Annotated in this window: 17 protein-coding genes and 4 tRNA genes; all 21 read right to left on the bottom strand. The window is 36.5% G+C overall.

Going from position 1 to position 17,305, the window contains the following annotated elements; translation table 11 throughout:
* Positions 1-3: 3 nt before the first annotated feature.
* Entirely contained in the window at positions 4-723 is a 720-nt protein-coding gene (locus FW781_RS21975) for a polysaccharide biosynthesis/export family protein (protein ID WP_228720259.1), read from the bottom strand.
* Positions 724-993: 270 nt separating this feature from the next.
* Positions 994-2,904 (bottom strand): polysaccharide biosynthesis protein, encoded by a 1,911-nt coding sequence (locus FW781_RS21970; RefSeq protein WP_149389379.1) that lies wholly within the window; start codon positions 2,902-2,904, stop codon positions 994-996.
* A 319-nt stretch (positions 2,905-3,223) separates the two neighbouring features.
* A tRNA-Asp gene (locus FW781_RS21965) sits at positions 3,224-3,297 on the bottom strand.
* Positions 3,298-3,329: 32 nt separating this feature from the next.
* A tRNA-Asp gene (locus FW781_RS21960) sits at positions 3,330-3,403 on the bottom strand.
* Between the two features lie 32 nt (positions 3,404-3,435).
* Positions 3,436-3,509: transfer RNA gene (locus FW781_RS21955), tRNA-Asp, on the bottom strand.
* Between the two features lie 32 nt (positions 3,510-3,541).
* A tRNA-Asp gene (locus FW781_RS21950) sits at positions 3,542-3,615 on the bottom strand.
* 124 nt (positions 3,616-3,739) lie between these two features.
* Positions 3,740-4,057 (bottom strand): thioredoxin, encoded by a 318-nt coding sequence (trxA, locus tag FW781_RS21945; protein ID WP_047380983.1) that lies wholly within the window; start codon positions 4,055-4,057, stop codon positions 3,740-3,742.
* 83 nt (positions 4,058-4,140) lie between these two features.
* Positions 4,141-5,316, bottom strand: coding sequence for a cysteine desulfurase family protein (locus FW781_RS21940; RefSeq protein WP_149389378.1), 1,176 nt, complete (start codon positions 5,314-5,316; stop codon positions 4,141-4,143).
* Between the two features lie 2 nt (positions 5,317-5,318).
* Positions 5,319-5,786 (bottom strand): hypothetical protein, encoded by a 468-nt coding sequence (locus FW781_RS21935; protein WP_149389377.1) that lies wholly within the window; start codon positions 5,784-5,786, stop codon positions 5,319-5,321.
* Between the two features lie 24 nt (positions 5,787-5,810).
* Positions 5,811-6,398 (bottom strand): HAD-IB family hydrolase, encoded by a 588-nt coding sequence (locus tag FW781_RS21930; protein WP_149389376.1) that lies wholly within the window; start codon positions 6,396-6,398, stop codon positions 5,811-5,813.
* Positions 6,399-6,404: 6 nt separating this feature from the next.
* The gene (locus FW781_RS21925) at positions 6,405-7,130 is read right to left on the bottom strand and encodes an SDR family NAD(P)-dependent oxidoreductase (protein WP_149389375.1); all 726 of its coding nucleotides are present in this window, start codon (positions 7,128-7,130) and stop codon (positions 6,405-6,407) included.
* A complete protein-coding gene (locus FW781_RS21920) occupies positions 7,130-8,449 on the bottom strand; it encodes an FAD-binding oxidoreductase (RefSeq protein WP_149389374.1) in 1,320 nt (439 codons plus the stop codon). Before FW781_RS21920 ends, FW781_RS21925 begins: the two co-directional genes overlap by 1 nt.
* Positions 8,446-9,333 carry a decaprenyl-phosphate phosphoribosyltransferase gene (locus FW781_RS21915; RefSeq protein WP_149389373.1) on the bottom strand — a complete coding sequence of 296 codons (888 nt, stop codon included), beginning with the start codon at positions 9,331-9,333 and terminating at the stop codon, positions 8,446-8,448. The genes FW781_RS21920 and FW781_RS21915 overlap by 4 nt, the downstream gene beginning before the upstream one ends.
* A gap of 107 nt (positions 9,334-9,440) precedes the next feature.
* Positions 9,441-10,130, bottom strand: coding sequence for an OmpA family protein (locus FW781_RS21910; RefSeq protein WP_149389372.1), 690 nt, complete (start codon positions 10,128-10,130; stop codon positions 9,441-9,443).
* A gap of 25 nt (positions 10,131-10,155) precedes the next feature.
* On the bottom strand, positions 10,156-10,647 hold the full coding sequence (locus FW781_RS21905; RefSeq protein ID WP_149389371.1) for a lipocalin family protein: 492 nt from the start codon (positions 10,645-10,647) through the stop codon (positions 10,156-10,158).
* A 125-nt stretch (positions 10,648-10,772) separates the two neighbouring features.
* Positions 10,773-12,455 carry a S8 family serine peptidase gene (locus FW781_RS21900; protein ID WP_149389370.1) on the bottom strand — a complete coding sequence of 561 codons (1,683 nt, stop codon included), beginning with the start codon at positions 12,453-12,455 and terminating at the stop codon, positions 10,773-10,775.
* Positions 12,456-12,541: 86 nt separating this feature from the next.
* Entirely contained in the window at positions 12,542-13,165 is a 624-nt protein-coding gene (locus FW781_RS21895; RefSeq protein WP_394349737.1) for a WbqC family protein, read from the bottom strand.
* Positions 13,166-13,224: 59 nt separating this feature from the next.
* Positions 13,225-14,871 (bottom strand): signal peptidase I, encoded by a 1,647-nt coding sequence (gene lepB, locus FW781_RS21890; RefSeq protein ID WP_149389368.1) that lies wholly within the window; start codon positions 14,869-14,871, stop codon positions 13,225-13,227.
* A gap of 127 nt (positions 14,872-14,998) precedes the next feature.
* Positions 14,999-15,700, bottom strand: a complete 702-nt coding sequence (dapB, locus tag FW781_RS21885) for a 4-hydroxy-tetrahydrodipicolinate reductase (RefSeq protein WP_149389367.1) — start codon at positions 15,698-15,700, stop codon at positions 14,999-15,001.
* Between the two features lie 61 nt (positions 15,701-15,761).
* Positions 15,762-16,400 (bottom strand): DUF5683 domain-containing protein, encoded by a 639-nt coding sequence (locus FW781_RS21880; RefSeq protein ID WP_149389366.1) that lies wholly within the window; start codon positions 16,398-16,400, stop codon positions 15,762-15,764.
* A complete protein-coding gene (locus FW781_RS21875) occupies positions 16,400-17,290 on the bottom strand; it encodes a ParB/RepB/Spo0J family partition protein (RefSeq protein ID WP_149389365.1) in 891 nt (296 codons plus the stop codon). Before FW781_RS21875 ends, FW781_RS21880 begins: the two co-directional genes overlap by 1 nt.
* Positions 17,291-17,305 lie beyond the last annotated feature (15 nt).

Here is a 17,305-nt window from a genome sequence, read left to right as displayed (position 1 = left end):
ATTTTATCTTCGTGTTAAGGCAATAATAAGCGTACCCGCTGTTAATAATGCACCAATAATCTGGAATGTAAGAGCTCTGTTCGGGTTCGAGTTGGCCTGAACCTGTTTGTTTTTGTCCGGCTGTACATATAATATGTCATTTTGTTTCATATAATAGTATGGAGAACTTACAATATCAGATCTGGTAAGGTCAACATTAGCAATCTGATCAGTACCATCTTCTCCTGTACGGATAAGCTTTACATTGGTACGGTCTCCGAAATCTGTCATATCACCAGCAAGACCTAATGCCTGAAAAATATTAATCTTTTGAGAAACACTTTCTTTCTGTCCCGGGTTTTTTACTTCACCTAAGATACTCACATTGAAATTTTTGAGAGTAATACTCACCATAGGATCTGTAAGGTATCTCTTGAGACGAGCCTCCAAATCATTTTTCAATTGTATCTGTGTCATTCCTTTAGCATATACATTCCCAATTACAGGAAAATATATGTTCCCTTCCTCATTTACCAAATACTCGCTTGGTTGTGCATATTGATTTATCCCGGTATTTGAATTGCTTCCTACCTTGTTTGTTGTATTAAGATTAAATGGCTTTACTGCAACTTCATCCAGTGCAGAAACAAGAATTAAAAGTACATCCCCTTCCTGAATATGTAAGCCCTGGAACTTTGCTTTTGCAACTTCCTCTTCCATATTATGTTTCGATATATATACCATATTTTGCTTCGGTCTACATGATAGTAAAGTAACCGACAACAATAGTATATATGCAATAATAGTTTTATTCATATGTTTTTGTTCTAAGTCTACTTGAATTAACTTCAATTTTATTTAAGATTTTATGATATTAGTTTTTACTTATTTGAAATATATTTTAATCCCTCTATTTAGATCAATTCTTTTTCTAGCAATTTTCATTCCGTTTGAAAACAAAGTAACGAAAATTATTATTTTCTACTATTTCTTTATTAATCTCATTCCTATAATTTACTCATATACTTCATGTTCAGATATTTTATCCAGAACTTCAAATTCCGAATTATTGCTTATAAATTCCGGTACAATGACTTTTAATGTTTTCACAATTTGTAAGCTATCTTTATTCACTGCCAACATAATAATTTGTTGACATAAAGCTTCTATATCTTCAAACGCCATCACCGGATCTCTGGATATCATAATTTTCTCATGATGTGTAGGAATAGTTGTAGAATGATCTGTTAGAAGTTCTTCATATAATTTTTCACCAGGTCGTAAGCCTATAAAATCAATTTTAATATCAATACCTGGTGTATATCCTGATAATTTGATCATTCGTTCTGCTAAATCCAAAATTTTGACAGGTTTACCCATATCAAAAACATAAATTTCACCTCCTTTTCCCATTGTTCCTGCCTGAAGTACCAATTCACAGGCTTCCGGAATAGTCATAAAATAACGAATAATATCAGGATGAGTAATCGTAACCGGTCCCCCTTTTTCAATTTGTTTTTTAAAATGCGGTATAACAGAACCGTTGGAGCCTAGTACATTTCCAAAACGCGTTGTAATAAATTTTGTTGTATTCTCCGAAGAATTTTGTAAAGACTGTACAAAAAGTTCAGCGGCCCTTTTAGAAGCCCCCATTACGTTGGTTGGATTTACAGCTTTATCTGTAGACACCATCACAAAACGATTTACATTATATTTTTTCGATAAAAGAGCTAAATTTTTAGTTCCTCCGATGTTTACGAAAATAGCTTCATGTGGATTATCTTCTATTAAAGGAACATGTTTGTATGCAGCCGCATGGTAGACAATTGAAAACCGATGATCTTCAAACAGTTTTTCCATCCTGGAATAGTTTGAAATATCTGCCAATACAAATTTGAATCTTTGGTTTGGGAATCGCTCTAATAATTCAAGTTGCAATTCATATAAAGGAGATTCTGCCTGATCAACGACCACAATAAGTGATGACTTCAATTGAGCAACCTGCCTTACAATTTCGCTCCCTATAGACCCAGCGCCTCCGGTTACTAAAATAGTTTTATTAACATGAAAACTCTTTACCTCTTCCCCCTCTATTTTAATGGCAGGACGATTAAGCAAATCTTCAATCTTAAGCGGGCGGATGCCTTTTACAACATCATCTTCTTTTATTATACTAGCCACAGGGGCTTTTAATACTTTCAATCCATGATCCAATGCTAGAGCAGTCCATTCTTCCATTTCCCGTTTTGTCATCATATCCTTGATCAAAACTGCATCAAACTGTTCTCTCAGATTATCACTTTTAAGAAACTGCTTTTTATTATAAATCTTATGACCCAACAGCATTGCCTTCTTAGAATCTGACCTGGCACTAAGAAATCCTGCCAGCTGGTATGGATGATCAGGATTATGGATGATAGCATTCGCTAATGAAACAGAAGTATCTCCTATCCCTACAACCGCAACCCTTTCCTTGGATGAAACATCCTTATCTATAAATATAGAAAAAAACTGTTTGGTTATCATTCTGAAAAAGAACATCAGAAAAATAGAAATAAAGAAAAACAAAAACAGTACCGGATATAAAAAAAGAGGTTTACCCAACGCCAGTGCCGATATAAAATTCAGTCCCAGTAATGTAATCAGAGTACTACCTGAAGACCATAGAATTTTACAAAAATCTGAAAAAGTAGAATGTCTTATGATTCCTGCATAGGTTTTGAACAGGAGTATAAACAGAATATTAACAATAATTACTGAAAATATTTTTTCATTTTGGTACTCAATAAAGTTCAGCCTTACCCCCAGACTTTTTAAGAACAAATATGAAACTAAAACAGAAAAGAAAATAACTGAAATGTCGATAAAAAAAACCGACCATCTGGGTATATACCTTAACTCCCTGATTTTAAAAATGTCCCCCATATACAAATAAACCTAAAATATCATTTTCATTAATTCAACACTCGGTGGCTTTTATTATTGGGCGAAGGTAATAATTATTATTAATATTTTTAGTACTACATGTTAATTTTTATTTAAAATATAAATTAACATTTTGAAACAAAATTTCGAAACTAGATTATTAAAAAAGCCCATAAACCAACTGGGATGTACGGATATTATTTTCCATCCAACTTTTGTCCCTGGTCATTTCTCACATTTTTGAAATACACGTAAAACAAAAAAAATACTGTAAAACATATATTTTACAGTATCCTATACAAATTTCATATTGTATCTGCGATCCGGACGGGACTCGAACCCGCGACCTCCGCCGTGACAGGGCGGCATTCTAACCAGCTGAACTACCGGATCAATTTTTTTAAAGTAAATTGAGAAAACTTCTGCGATCCGGACGGGACTCGAACCCGCGACCTCCGCCGTGACAGGGCGGCATTCTAACCAGCTGAACTACCGGATCAATTTTTTTAAAAGAAATTGAGAAAACTTCTGCGATCCGGACGGGACTCGAACCCGCGACCTCCGCCGTGACAGGGCGGCATTCTAACCAGCTGAACTACCGGATCAATTTTTTTAAAGTAAATTGAGAAAACTTCTGCGATCCGGACGGGACTCGAACCCGCGACCTCCGCCGTGACAGGGCGGCATTCTAACCAGCTGAACTACCGGATCATTTTTTAAAGAACGTCGTTTCTTTTTCGTGGTTGCAAAATTACACCTTTTTTTGTTATCTGCAAATTATTTTATAAAAAATGCCTCCCAATACTGGAAGGCATTCATTATCAAACTTATTTTTTTATAAGTGAGCGCTTAATTTTTCAGCGATTACCTCTTTTGGAGCTACACCTACTAATTTGTCTACTACTTCTCCGTTCTTAAAAATAAGAACTGTAGGGATATTTCTGATACCATACTGCATAGAAATCTCTTGGTTGTTGTCTACATCCACTTTCCCAACGATTGCTTTACCTTCAAAATCTGATGCAACTTCTTCGATGATTGGTCCTAAAGTTCTGCATGGTCCGCACCATACTGCCCAAAAGTCTACTAATACCGGTTTATCTGATTTTAAAACCGTATCCTGAAATGAGCTGTCTGTAATTTCTAAAGCCATTTTTGTTTCTTTTATTTTATTAATATTATTTTTCTTTTAATCCTCTTTCGGATGTTCAAAATTACGATTTTTAAAGCACAAGACTATCTATGCTCAACATTAGTTTTTTCTATAGTGTAATCACTTGAAATTTCTTTCAATGCATTCACTAATGCATCGATATCCGCTTTGGTTGTCATATGACTGAATGAGATACGTAATGGGGTACAATGATCCATTTCGTCTTCAGAAAGCACCATCATCATAACCATTGAAGGTTTTGAAGCTCCTGATGAGCATGCACTTCCCTGAGAGATTGCAATTCCTTTCATATCCAGCTGAAGTCCTATCAATGGGTTTTTGTATGGCAATAATGCGCTTAAAACGGTATAAAGACTGTTTTCTTTTTCAGCACTTCTTCCGTTGAATTTAATTCCTTCAATTTCCGCAGAAAGTCTTTCAATTGCATAATTTTTAATATCCTGCATATGGTTGGTATATTCATCCATATGATTCAGAGAAAGTTCTAATGCTTTACCCAGTCCTACGATACCGCTGACATTTTCTGTTCCGGCTCTAAGGCTTCTTTCCTGAGGTCCTCCGGTAATTATTCCTTTTAAACCTGTTGCTTTTCTGATAAACGCAAATCCAGCTCCTTTTGGCCCATGAAACTTATGAGCACTACAGGAAGCAAAATCTACAGGGATATCAGAGAAATCAAGATTCATATGAGCCATAGTCTGTACAGTATCCGAATGGAAAAGTGCATGATACTCTTTGCACAGCTGGGCAACTTTTTTAAGATTAATGATATTTCCGATTTCGTTGTTGGCATGCATTAAGCTTACCAGTGTTTTTTTATCTGAAGCTTTTAACAGCTCTTCTAGTTTTGTAAGGTCAATATCTCCTTTTTCATTCGGACGGATGTAGCTTACTTCTACTCCTTTTCTGCTTTTCATATCCAGAATACTTTCAGAAACACATTTATGTTCCAGAGGAGAGCTGATGATTCTTTCTACTCCAAGGTGTTCTACCGAGGATTTGATGATCATATTGTTGGATTCGGTTCCGCAGGAAGTGAAAATGATTTCAGCAGGAGTTACATGAAGATAGTCTGCAACCTGTCTTCTTACATTTTCAATAAGGATTTTTGCTTCCTGGCCAAAGCTGTGCGTTGAAGACGGGTTTCCGAAATTCATCTTCATAGTGCCCACCATTGCATCTATAACTTCTTCTGCAAGCGGAGTGGTTGCGGCATTATCTAAATATACTTTATCCATTATTATTTTGAATATTTTAATTCTACGGAGGTAAACTTGTAATCTGTGGGAACAGTAAAAATAAACCATGGACTGGAGATCACCTGAATTTCCAGTCCACCGGAAGGCTCTCCGGCCGGAACTTCTACATAGAGAATCTGATTTTTCACAGATACACTTTTGACTTCTTCAATTTTGTGACTTCCTGATCTGAAGGTTCCCAAATTGTATAAAACAACTTTTTTGTTTTTCGGAAATTTCGGATAGCTGATATAAGATTCTTTTCCCAGGTCTGCGATTCCAAAACTTCCTTTGATAATGTTACGAAATTCTTTTTCGTCATTGATTATCTTAAAGCCAGGTTTATCGGTTCCTCCCTGAGATTCAGAAACAAGGACCTCAGTATTTCCCTGCATAGCAGAAGACTTCTGAGATGAAGCGCTTGCACAGCTCATCAATATTACTGCACATGCAATCAACAGGCTTTTCATTTTTTACAATTTTATCTCCCAAAATTAGTGAAAAAATTGATAATGTCCCTCATTTGCCCATTTCAACATTGCCCGATCTCCTGAAGTATCCCCAAATGCAATAATTTTATCGTACTTAGAATTGTTTATTTCTTCTTTAATTCTTATCAGTTTTTCTTTCCCATTGCAGTTTTTCCCTACAAAATTCCCAGTGAAAACTCCGTTCTTAAACTCTGCCCGCGTAGAAATAAGCTCCATTTTAAGTTTTTCAGCAAAAGGCTTTACCCAAATATCTAATGATGCAGTCACCAATAAACTTTGTGTATTATTCCTATCGATATTTTTTATAAAGTCTAATGCATTTTCCCTCACAATTTTAGGATAATGAAGTTCAAAAAATTGTTTAGACTTCATTTCAATCTTTTCCTGGGTCTGCCCTTTTAGAATAGACCCAATAAAGCTTTTTTTCACTTTTTCCGTTTCTGCCAGCTTCAGTTTCAATAAGATAAAGAGAGGTACATGTCTTAAAAATTGTATCCGGTATTTTGTAGAATCGTAGAATTTAAGATACATAAACATAGTATCTTTATAGGTCAAAGTTCCGTCAAAATCAAAACAATACAATTTTTTCATTTCTCTTTAAAGCTTTAATTTTTTGAATATAAATTCAGGGATATTCCTGATAATCATCATAATAATACTCCAAACCGGCAAAACATATGCCACGTTTTTTTCCTTTTTGAAGGCTTTATAAATACAGGCAGCCGCTTGTTTCGGTGTTGCTGTCAGTTTAGGATTTAAAGGCAGGCCTTCTGTCATTTTGGTTGCCATAAATCCAGGTTTTATAGTAAGAACGTGTACTTTCTTATCAAAAAGATAGTTTCTTAAACCACTTAAATACGCTGTAAAAGCTGCTTTCGCACTTCCGTAGATAAAATTACTCTGTCTTCCCCTGTCTCCTGCTACTGATGAAAGCCCAATGATCGTTCCGGATCTTCTGTTTTCAAATTTATGAGCAAAATAGTTCATTACAGGAACCAGTTTTGAATAATTAATATCTATGATACGTTCCGTATTCCGGTTGTCATACAGTCCCTCTTCTGTTCCTTCTCCTAAATATCCTACGGCACAAAATAATACATTTGAATTGATATAATCAAATCTGTTGTAATCAATTTCTTTAGTCAGATCCAGTTCAATGACTTCTGCCTGCTGCAGAAATTTCACATCAATATGTCTTGCAAACCGTTCTGTAGTTTCTTTATTTGAGGTAAAAAGATAGATTTTTTCAAATTTTTCTCCTTCCTGAAGTGCTTTTTCCACAAAAGCCTGTGCCACTTCAGATGTGCTTCCCAGAACTATCATTATGAGTTGTTGTTTATGATTCTTTTGTGCTGTAAAGACACAAATTTAGGATTTTGAATATTTTTCAGATAATTAGTCAATGATGATCTGCTCATACTGTCTTTGGTAAGGTAAATTCTTCCTCCGAACTCCTGAACAATTGCATCAAGCTGGTCTACCAATTTTTTCAGTTTTGAATTCACTTTAAAATCCAGGGCGAGCGTATACCCTTCCACCGGGAATGAATTGTAAGCCTCCGGATTGTGCTTTCCGAAAAGTTTTAAAACTGCTAAGAATGATCCATTCCCGCTGTTGGCAATCGTTTCAAGGATTTTTTTCATCCCTTCTTTTCCCGCTTCTTTAGGAATGACCATCTGATATTGTATAAAACCGGATTTCCCATAGATTTTGTTCCAATCATTAATCGCATCCAAAGGATAGAAAAATGTTTCGTAATCAATAAAGTTCTTAACTTCCTTCTTGGACTGTTTCTTATAGTAAAGCCAGTTGAATATTTTTACCGTAAGTGCATTCAATACAAATCCGGGAAAATAAAAAGGAACTGTAGGCTGTAATTTTTTCTTTAATCTTAAAGGGGTTTTCGAAAGACTCTGAGGCAGCTCATGTTGGAAAGCATGCTCACCTCTCATCAGGATACTTCTTCCGATATTTTTCCCTTTCTGAAGGCAATCGATCCATGCAACGGTATACGTCCAGTTTTCACTTTCATCAAACAGTTTAAAGATTTCATCCAGATTTTCTGCTTTGATGCTTTCCTGACGAATATATGCGGATTCTATATTTTTAAGCTTAAACTTTGCCGTAAGAATAATCCCTGTAAGTCCCATTCCACCGATAGTAGCCCAGAATTTCTCTGAATTTTCTTCTCTGGAACAGGTAATAATTTCCCCATTCTCCGTCATGAGCTTAAATTCAATCACGTATTCTGAAAAACATCCTTCTGCATGATGATTTTTCCCATGAACATCGGAAGCAATAGCTCCACCCACTGATATAAACTTTGTCCCTGGAGTAACGTACAGGAAATATCCCTGCGGAACAGCAATTTCCAGAATGTCTGAAAGCAGTACTCCGGATTCGCATTCTATCACTCCGTTTAAACGGTCAAAATTGATGAACTTATTTAATTTTTTTGTTGAAAATATAGATTCTCCCAACGAAGCATCTCCATAGCATCTTCCGTTCCCTCTGGCAATAATTTCGTTGTGATTGAGTACAAATTCTTTTATTTTTTTGAAACTGTCCTCTGATCTCATTTCTTTCTCCACTACCGGGAAATTACCCCAGTTTGTAACTTTCTGTGTGAAATTCGGCTTCATTTCTTAAAATAAATTTGAATTAAAAATGCAGCAACCCAAAGTAATAGGGTAACCTGTATATAGCGGTCCCGGTACACAATTTTTGTAGGAGATTCCGTTCTGTTGTAAACCAAAGTCTGCTGAAGATATCTTAATAAGGCAAAAACTACGAAGATTACCGTGTAAAAAACCCTTTCATGAAATCTTTCCTGAACTTCCGGTGACAGGGTAAACATCAGGTAACACACAATAGCCAGTGTAATCGAAATCGACAGTGCAATATCTGCAAACTGAACGTTATATCCGTCCAATGCTTTTCTTGTTTTTCCTGAAACCTGAGCGTTGATCAATTCCCCCCTTCTTTTTCCAATTGCCAGTACAAGGGCCAATACAAACGTTAAGAGAATAGCCCATTGTGAAATACTGATTCCGGTAATATAACCTCCAGCCAATACACGGAGTACAAATCCTATAGCAATAATAAAAATATCGATGATCGGAACATGTTTCAATCTAAATGTATAAGCAAGATTCATTACTACATAGAAACCTATGATGATGGCAAACTTCCAGAGCAGCTCGTGGAAGTAGAGTTGTGTAAAAAATACAAGAACAATATCCGTGATGACCAGACCGATAAGAATTCCTATAGCTTTCGCTTTTGAAATAGCACCACTAGCCAGAGGTCTTCTCCTTTTTTCAGGATGCTTTCTGTCTGCTTCAATATCATTATAATCATTCAGAATATATACTACACTTGCAGCAAGCGAAAATATAACAAATGCAAAAATGCTTTTGACAAGCAGATCTACGTTGGTAATGTTACCTGAAAAGAATAGCGGGACAAATACAAAAAGGTTTTTCACCCATTGCTCTACACGGAGCAGCTTTAAATATTTCTTCATTTATGTTGTTTCAAGTGCAAAAGTAATCAATTCAAAATTTCTAGCATAAAAATACAAAAAAAACCGCCGGGGCGGTCTTTTACGAAAATATTTATATGTAAAATTAATTACTGCCCTTGCTTGGCATCATTAATCATTTTTTCATTTGCAGTAATCGCAAACTCAACTCTTCTGTTTTTAGCTCTTCCTTCATCAGTATCGTTGCTTGCAACCGGCATATTTTTACCTTCACCTTTTGTGAACATTCTGCTTGATGCAACTCCTTTTCCTGCTAAATAAGATTTTACAGCATCAGCTCTTCTTTGAGAAAGTGCCATGTTGTAAGCATCTTTACCTACACTGTCTGTATGTCCGTAGATATTGATATTAGTATCAGGGTTATTCGCTAATACCTCAGCTAACTTATCAAGGTTAGTTTGTGCAACAGAAGTAAGGTTTGAAGAGTCGAATGCAAAGTTAACGATGCTTTCGTTCATTGTTACTTTAATACCATCTCCTACTCTTTCTACCTGAGCTCCCGGTAAAGTTTCTTTAATATCTTTAGCCTGCTTATCCATTTTGTTACCGATAACATTACCAGCTACACCACCGATAATACCACCTAATACAGCACCAATAGCTCCATTTCCTCCTTTTCCTACATTGTTCCCAAGGATACCTCCAAGTACTGCTCCTGAAGCAACACCAACCGCTGTACCTCTTTGTTGGTGATTTGAATTCTGAACCGCCTCACAGCTTGTCAATAATAATGCTGATGACAAGAAAAGGGCTCCTACGTATGTTTTATTAAAATTCATTTTTTTGATCTTTTATGTTGATAAATTATTTCATTCCCGCTCTCTGGAAGTTGTAAACTACTTTTACATTACCTCCTTCAAAAGGAACATCTTGCTCAAGTGAAAACTGATCTGTAGTCTGGTTGATTAACGTCATTGTATAACCTGCAGTATTTTGTTTTGCTTTAGTACCTGAAGCAATTTTTTTAAACATAAACGTATTACCGTCTTTTACTTCAAATTTTATTGGTTGTGTAATTGCCGGGCAATCCCCACCGCCATTTAAAGTATACGCTCCTGTCCAGTTATTAGGAATCAGTCTCCAGTGGCTTCCTACGAAACACTGTGCATCTGCACCTTCGTCAAAAGGTTTAATTTTATAACCTTTATCATAATCTATGCTCACAATCTGCCAGTCTCCTTTCATTTTCAGGAAGTCGGCTCTTTGATTTTGAGATGTAGCTGCTTTGTTAACAGAGGAACACGAAACTGCAAAAAGTGATGTTCCCAACATCCCTGCAAGTAGTAACTTTTTCATTTTGTTGTTTATTATTTTGTTACTATAAAGTTACAAAAAACCGTGCCAAAATTTAAAATAAAAAATAAAAAGTCCGAAAAAAATTCGGACTTTTTATGGTTTCTCCTTAAACACAGGGAGATAAATTATTTTTTAACAGCCTTTTTTACGGATTTCGAAGGCTTAGCAGTGCTTGATGGCTTTCCTTTATAGAAATTGGTGTAGGCATATTCTGCGGCCCTTTTCAGGTCGATAACACCTCCTGCCTGCGATTGATCTGTGAATCCGTTTGCTGTACTTGGGTTGCTGCTTTTCACAAGTGCTTCAATGATCTGATAAGGTTTCAGATCCGGCATATATGCTAATAAAACAGCAGCTCCACCAGCTACCACAGGAGAAGCCATAGAAGTTCCCTGAAGGTATTTGTATTCGTTTTTAGGAACGGTAGAATAGATTTCTTCTCCAGGAGCGAAAACATTCACCATTTTTTTATTGTAGTTAGAAAAATCGGCTCTCAAAGCATTGTTTTTATTGGTACTTGCTCCTACTACAAGAACGTTGCTCACAAATGGTTTTTCATCCGTAACATTCTTAAAGTTGGTAGGAAATGCCAAGTGTTCTGCTACATCTTCATTTTCGTTACCTGCGGCCTTTACTAAAAGAACGCCTTTATCTTCAGCATATTTAAAAGCATCCCAAACTACATTTTTACCCGGTGAAACAGGTTTTCCGAAGCTCATATTTAAAACTTTTGCTCCGTTATCTACTGCATATCTGATGGCGTTGGCAACATCTTTATCTCTTTCATCACCGTTTGGAACTGTTCTTACAGACATGATCTTAGCAACCTTTGAAGCTACCCCATACTGAATTTCTTTTCCTTGCGGAAGTCCTGCAATGATTCCTGCTACGTGAGTTCCATGTTCTGCATCCGGTCCTTCGTAATGATTGTTACCATAGCTTTTTTCAGAATAGTCATCATAGTTATCCCCTACAATTTCTTTTCTTGGATCATAGGAAAGATCATATTGTTTTGCTGCCGGAGCAAAATGGTCTATTGCCTCCTTCATCTCTTCCTTCATCTTTTTTTCAAATTCAGCGGAAGACTTTCCTTTGAATTCGGGACTTTGAGAAATCTGACCCAGAAATTCCAATGCGATTGCATCTTTCTGATCTGTAGGGGCTTTAATTGCTGAAAGTGTTTCAGCTGTTACAGGCTTACCTCCTAATAATTTAACCATATTAGGAATCAGCTCGTTCAGCATAGAATAGGTTTTGAAATTTTGCTGAGCCTCGATACTTTTTTTATTGAACATATCCTTGGCTTTCATATACATATCAAACTCTTCTTTCATCTGAGCCTGATTTGCTTTATTCTTAGTAGAATCATTTCCTTCAAAAACAGGTTTGTATTTGGCAACAACTCTTGTCACTTCCATGTTGTCAATATCAACATCACCGTTTTTACCTCCTATGAAGTTCCAGCCGTGTACATCGTCAATATATCCGTTTCCATCATCATCTTTGCCATTTCCGGGAATTTCGTTAGGATTTGACCAAAGGTTCTTTACCAATCCGGGGTGGTCTACCTGTACTCCACTATCCAAAACTCCTACCACAACAGTTTTAGGCTTCAGTCCTTTAGATTCTAAATATTTATAAGCATTTGCCGTATTTACTCCATATACTTTTGAAGTTGTAAAATCCTTATGATACCATGTCATCAGATCTTTATCTTCATTTGGATCAATACTTTTAGCTTTAGATTCCTGTGCAAAAGAAAAACTAAAACCTGCTAAAAAAACTGCAGCTAATAATACCTTTTTCATATATTGAAATTTATTTTTTAAAGAGATATACCAATCGCCGACTTTATCTGCTGTATGCTGAAAATATCCTTAATAACGATGGTATGCTAATATGATTGTTTTATATTTTTTATATACATAAGCGATTCCGGACCTTTATTACATAGAAGATCAAGAACCGACAAATCTTCCAAAAATCCGAATTTATCAGAAAACGTCTGGTAATACTCTTCCATTTGAAACTCTGAAGGAAGCTTTGCCGAAAACTTTTCTCTGAAATTAATACTTTCAGGATTTTTGATATATTCTTCATTCAAAGAGTGTGCCTTTTCTGTTTTCAGTATCTGTTGGATAACTTCTATCCCTTTAAGGTTAAAATCAAGAAGATACTTTTCCTGAAGTTCAAATATTTTTCTGAACTTATCTTCATAATATTCAAAGTAAGGAGAGCTCTGATATGCTGTTTTAATTGATTTCCAATGAAGAGCTCTCCAGTCTTCACGATAAGAGATCTCTACATCTTTAAATTCTCTTTTCCCGTTATGATGGATAGGAATTATTAAAGACAATTTTCCGTTGGCTCCATAGATGTTTGCTCTGTTTCTGTAAGTCTGCTTGGGAAAGCTCTCAAACTGTTCCAATGTAATTTCATTCTCAGGATTTAATAATACTGAAAACCATGAAATTGGGGGCAAATAAAATGCCGGCAATAATACATTCTTCATATTCATAATGCAAAAATGAAGTATTTTTTCAAATACTTCATTCTATTTTAAGTTTAATTTTTCTATTAGTCGTCTTCAGTTTTTTTCTTTCTGAACAATTTCACGAAATACTCCCATCCGAAGAACAGGATCAGGATCATCGCTGCAATCCACCAGTAAGAGGTTTTATTGGCTTCTCCTGTATTGGTTGCTTTGAACATTCTTTCCCAACGGATTTTGAAAGGTGCCTGATAAGTAGAGCTGCTGTCTGCAAAAGCACCCTGAAGGCTCATCCACGTAAACATTGGCTTTCCTACGATATTTTCTTCCGGAACAAAACCAAAGAATCTTGCATCTAGTGAAGCATCTCTGTTGTCTCCCACCATCATATAATAATCCTGCTGAATGGTATACTGAGTAGCTTCTTTTCCGTTGATAAAGATCTTCCCGTTCTTTTTCTCTAAACTGTTATGCTCATATTCAGAAATGATCCACTGATAGGTTGGAAGTGTTTCCTGATTGATCGCTACAACATCTCCTTTTTTAGGAATTCTAAGCGGACCGTACCAATCCTGATTCCAAGGTTTGTTGATTGGGAAGATAGATTGTGTCGTATCAACCTTGGTTTTAGCTTCATCTCTGTAGTATACTGCAGCTTCTCCTTTTGCTGAAACCTCTTCTTTCATATCAAGAACATGAGGAAGTTCTTTAATTTCTTTAGCCGTCTTATCAGTTAACCCCTGAAAGCCATAAATAAATCCTCCGTTATCCTGCTGAAACTCCTGAACCGGTAAAAATCCATAAGCTTTATATAAGGTTGGGATATCTAATTGAGCATCCGTTGTTACAATATATCTGTGCTGTACTTCCTGATCTCCTAAAACAACTTCCGGTTTTCCGTTAACGAAAAGTCTTCCGGCTCTCATTTCAAAAGTATCACCTGCTGTAGCAACACAACGTTTTACGTAAGGATCTTTTCTGTCGATCGCAGTATGCACGGAATCCTGAGGATAGTTGAAAACTACCACATCATTTTTCTGCGGCTTATTGAATTGTAAAATTCTTGTGTAAGGAAGCTTTATTCCATCTACATATGATTTTGGATCATCTTTCGGGTTACCCTTTTGTCCTGTATCCATAATCGTCCCCTGAAGGAAAGGTATTGCTACCGGACGCATCGGAAGTCTGTACCCGTAGCTCCATTTGTTTACAAAAAGGAAGTCACCTACCAATAACGTTCTTTCCATAGACCCTGTAGGAATCCCGAAAGGCTGTGTTACAAAAACGTGGATAATGGTTGCAAAAACTACCGCGAAGGTAATAGAACCTACGAATGTATCTTTCTTTTTATCATTCTTTTCTTCGTCTGTAAGGAACAGGTCATTTGCATTTTCATCTTCTAACTCTACATCTTTAGAATAGTTGATTACCGCCATATAAATAAATGGCAGGATCACGGTAAGAATCTGATCTTTGAAAAGGGTTTTCCCGAACTTTTTCACCAGGTAAAGGTGGAAAACAGACATCATGATTGGCCCTACAATCGGAAGATAAGACAGAATTGCCCACCATTTCGGATGTTTTGTTTCTTTCAGAATGATGAAATAGTTGTAGAAAGGGATAAAAGCAAATAAAGGGCTATACCCCATTTTCTTGAACAGTTTCCAAGATGAGACGCCCATCAATACGGATAGTATGAGGACATATACTGTATAAGTTAAAAAATAATTCATAATTTTTTTGTGCCTATTCTTATAATAAAAATGATGACTAATAAATGATAAAAGCAGTCCGCTGTTTACAATTCACTATTCATCATTTTCTGTTTATTTGTCTGCAATTTACAGAATTTGTTACAAATTAAAGTCCCAAAACATCTTTCATTGCGAAGTTTCCTTTTTTATCTTTGATCCATTCGGCAGCTACCACAGCTCCCAGTGCAAAACCGTTTCTGTTGAAAGCCGTATGCTTGATCTCGATTTCATCTACTTCGCTTCTGTAATATACGCTGTGTGTTCCCGGAACTTCATCTTCGCGTACTGCAAAAATTCCTAGTTGTTTGCCTTTTGTTTCTTCCAGTTTCCAGGCATCGAATTTCGGATTGTTTTGGATAATTCCTTCTGCAATGGAAATAGCGGTTCCGCTTGGAGCATCTTTTTTGTGAATGTGGTGAATCTCTTCCAGCTGGCACGAGTATTCATCTACGTTTTTCATCAGATCTGCAAGTTTTTCGTTTAAAGCAAAAAACAAATTGACTCCTAAGCTAAAGTTGGAACCATATAGGAATGCTGTACCGTTTTCTACAGCCAGTTTTTCTATTTCTTCTTTCTGATCCAGCCAGCCTGTCGTTCCACAGATCACCGGAATTTTGTTTTCAAGACAAGCTTTGATGTTTTCAAATGCCACTTCCGGCAGCGAAAATTCAATCACAACATCCGGATTATTAAGATTTTCAGCAGTTGGGGTTTCCTTAAGGCGGGCAACTACTTCATGACCTCTTTTCTGTGCGATCTCATCAATGATCTTACCCATTTTACCATAACCAACTAATGCTATTTTCATATAATCTTTTTTATTTTTAAATACTGCTTTCAACCGGAGTCTTTTGCAGATATGTTGTCTTCTAAAATCTATAACTTAAACTGAACCCTGTTTTTGGAGCACTGTATCCGTACTGATCCTGAATCACTGATGGCTTAAAAACCAGATCCGGGTCATGACGGCTTTCGTAAAGGTGGGCATCTACTACAGCATCTACAATATTCAGAATATAAATAAGTCCTGTAATTGCAATGGCGTAATCTCTTTGCCTTTTAGCTCTGTCCTGAGCATTTCCTAATGCTCTTTTATCTAAAAACGGGTGACTGTCTACAAATTCATTGGGTGTTCCGTTAAGTTTCGCGATGTAGTATTCACGATATTTTTTGTACTGGTTGTCATTCCATACAGCAATACCTACTCCGGCTCCTACCGCTCCCCAAACAATGGGAATCTTCCAGTATTTTTTGTTATAAAACTGTCCCAATCCCGGTAAAACGGCAGAATATAATCCTGCTCTGGTGGGATTCAGCTTTATGGTTTTTACTGTAGGTCCATTGGCTTTTTCAAGATCTTCAATGATCTTTGCTTCTGTTTTCCCTGGTTTTACCACACGGGGTTCCTCTGTCGGAGGAGTCTGCATCCGAACGGTATCAATAGGTTTCACTTGTGAATAGGCCAATGCAGCGATACACAAGAAAAATGTGAAAAATATTTTCTTCATTATTTAATATGGGATAAAATATATTCCAGCTCTTCTTCATTTTTGAAGTCCAGGACAATTTTACCTTTTTTACCATTTCCAAAAGATTTGATCTCTACTTTTACGTCTAAGATATCAGCGATGGTCTTCTGGGCTTTTTTATAGTTATTGGAAAGCTCCACTTTTGCTTTTTTTGCAGCGGGAGACTTTGGATTCTTCAATGCAGCAGCTGCCTGCTCTGCCTGACGAACGTTTAATTTTTCTTTGATAATAAGATCGAACAACACCTGTTGATCTTCTTCGCTTTCAAGACTGATGATTGCCCGGCCGTGTCCTGCAGAAATCTCACCGCTTCTGATGGCATTCTGAATATCCGGATTCAGTCTTAACAGCCTGATAGAGTTCGTAATAGTACTTCTGTCCTTTCCTATTCTCTGGCTCAGATTTTCCTGAGTAAGCCCTATTTCCTCTAAAAGCCTATGATACGTAAGTGCAATTTCGATGGCATCAAGATCTTCTCTCTGGATATTTTCAACAAGAGCCATCTCAAGAAGTTCCTGATCATTCACTAAACGGATATAGGCAGGAATAGTCGTTAACCCCGCAATCTTAGTTGCTCTGTAACGTCTTTCCCCGGAAATGATTTCAAACTTTTCACCATCTTTTCTCAGGGTAATCGGCTGGATTACCCCTAGGTTTTCAATTGACTGTGCAAGCTCGTTTAATGCTTTTTCATCAAAATAAGTTCTCGGCTGCGTCGGGTTTGGATAAATATCTTCAAGCGAAACTTCTACAATATTTCCCACAAACTTATCTGCTCCTTCATCAGTAGCTGAATTGACAGTTGCTTTAGATTCTGCGCTTAAAATGGCGCCCAAACCGCGTCCCATAGCTCTTTTTTTGTCCTTCATAGATATAATGGATAA

The sequence above is a fragment of the Chryseobacterium panacisoli genome (assembly GCF_008274625.1).
Taxonomy (GTDB): domain Bacteria; phylum Bacteroidota; class Bacteroidia; order Flavobacteriales; family Weeksellaceae; genus Chryseobacterium; species Chryseobacterium panacisoli.
Note: the sequence above shows the minus strand (reverse complement) of the source record. Positions and strands in the feature narration are given on the sequence as shown.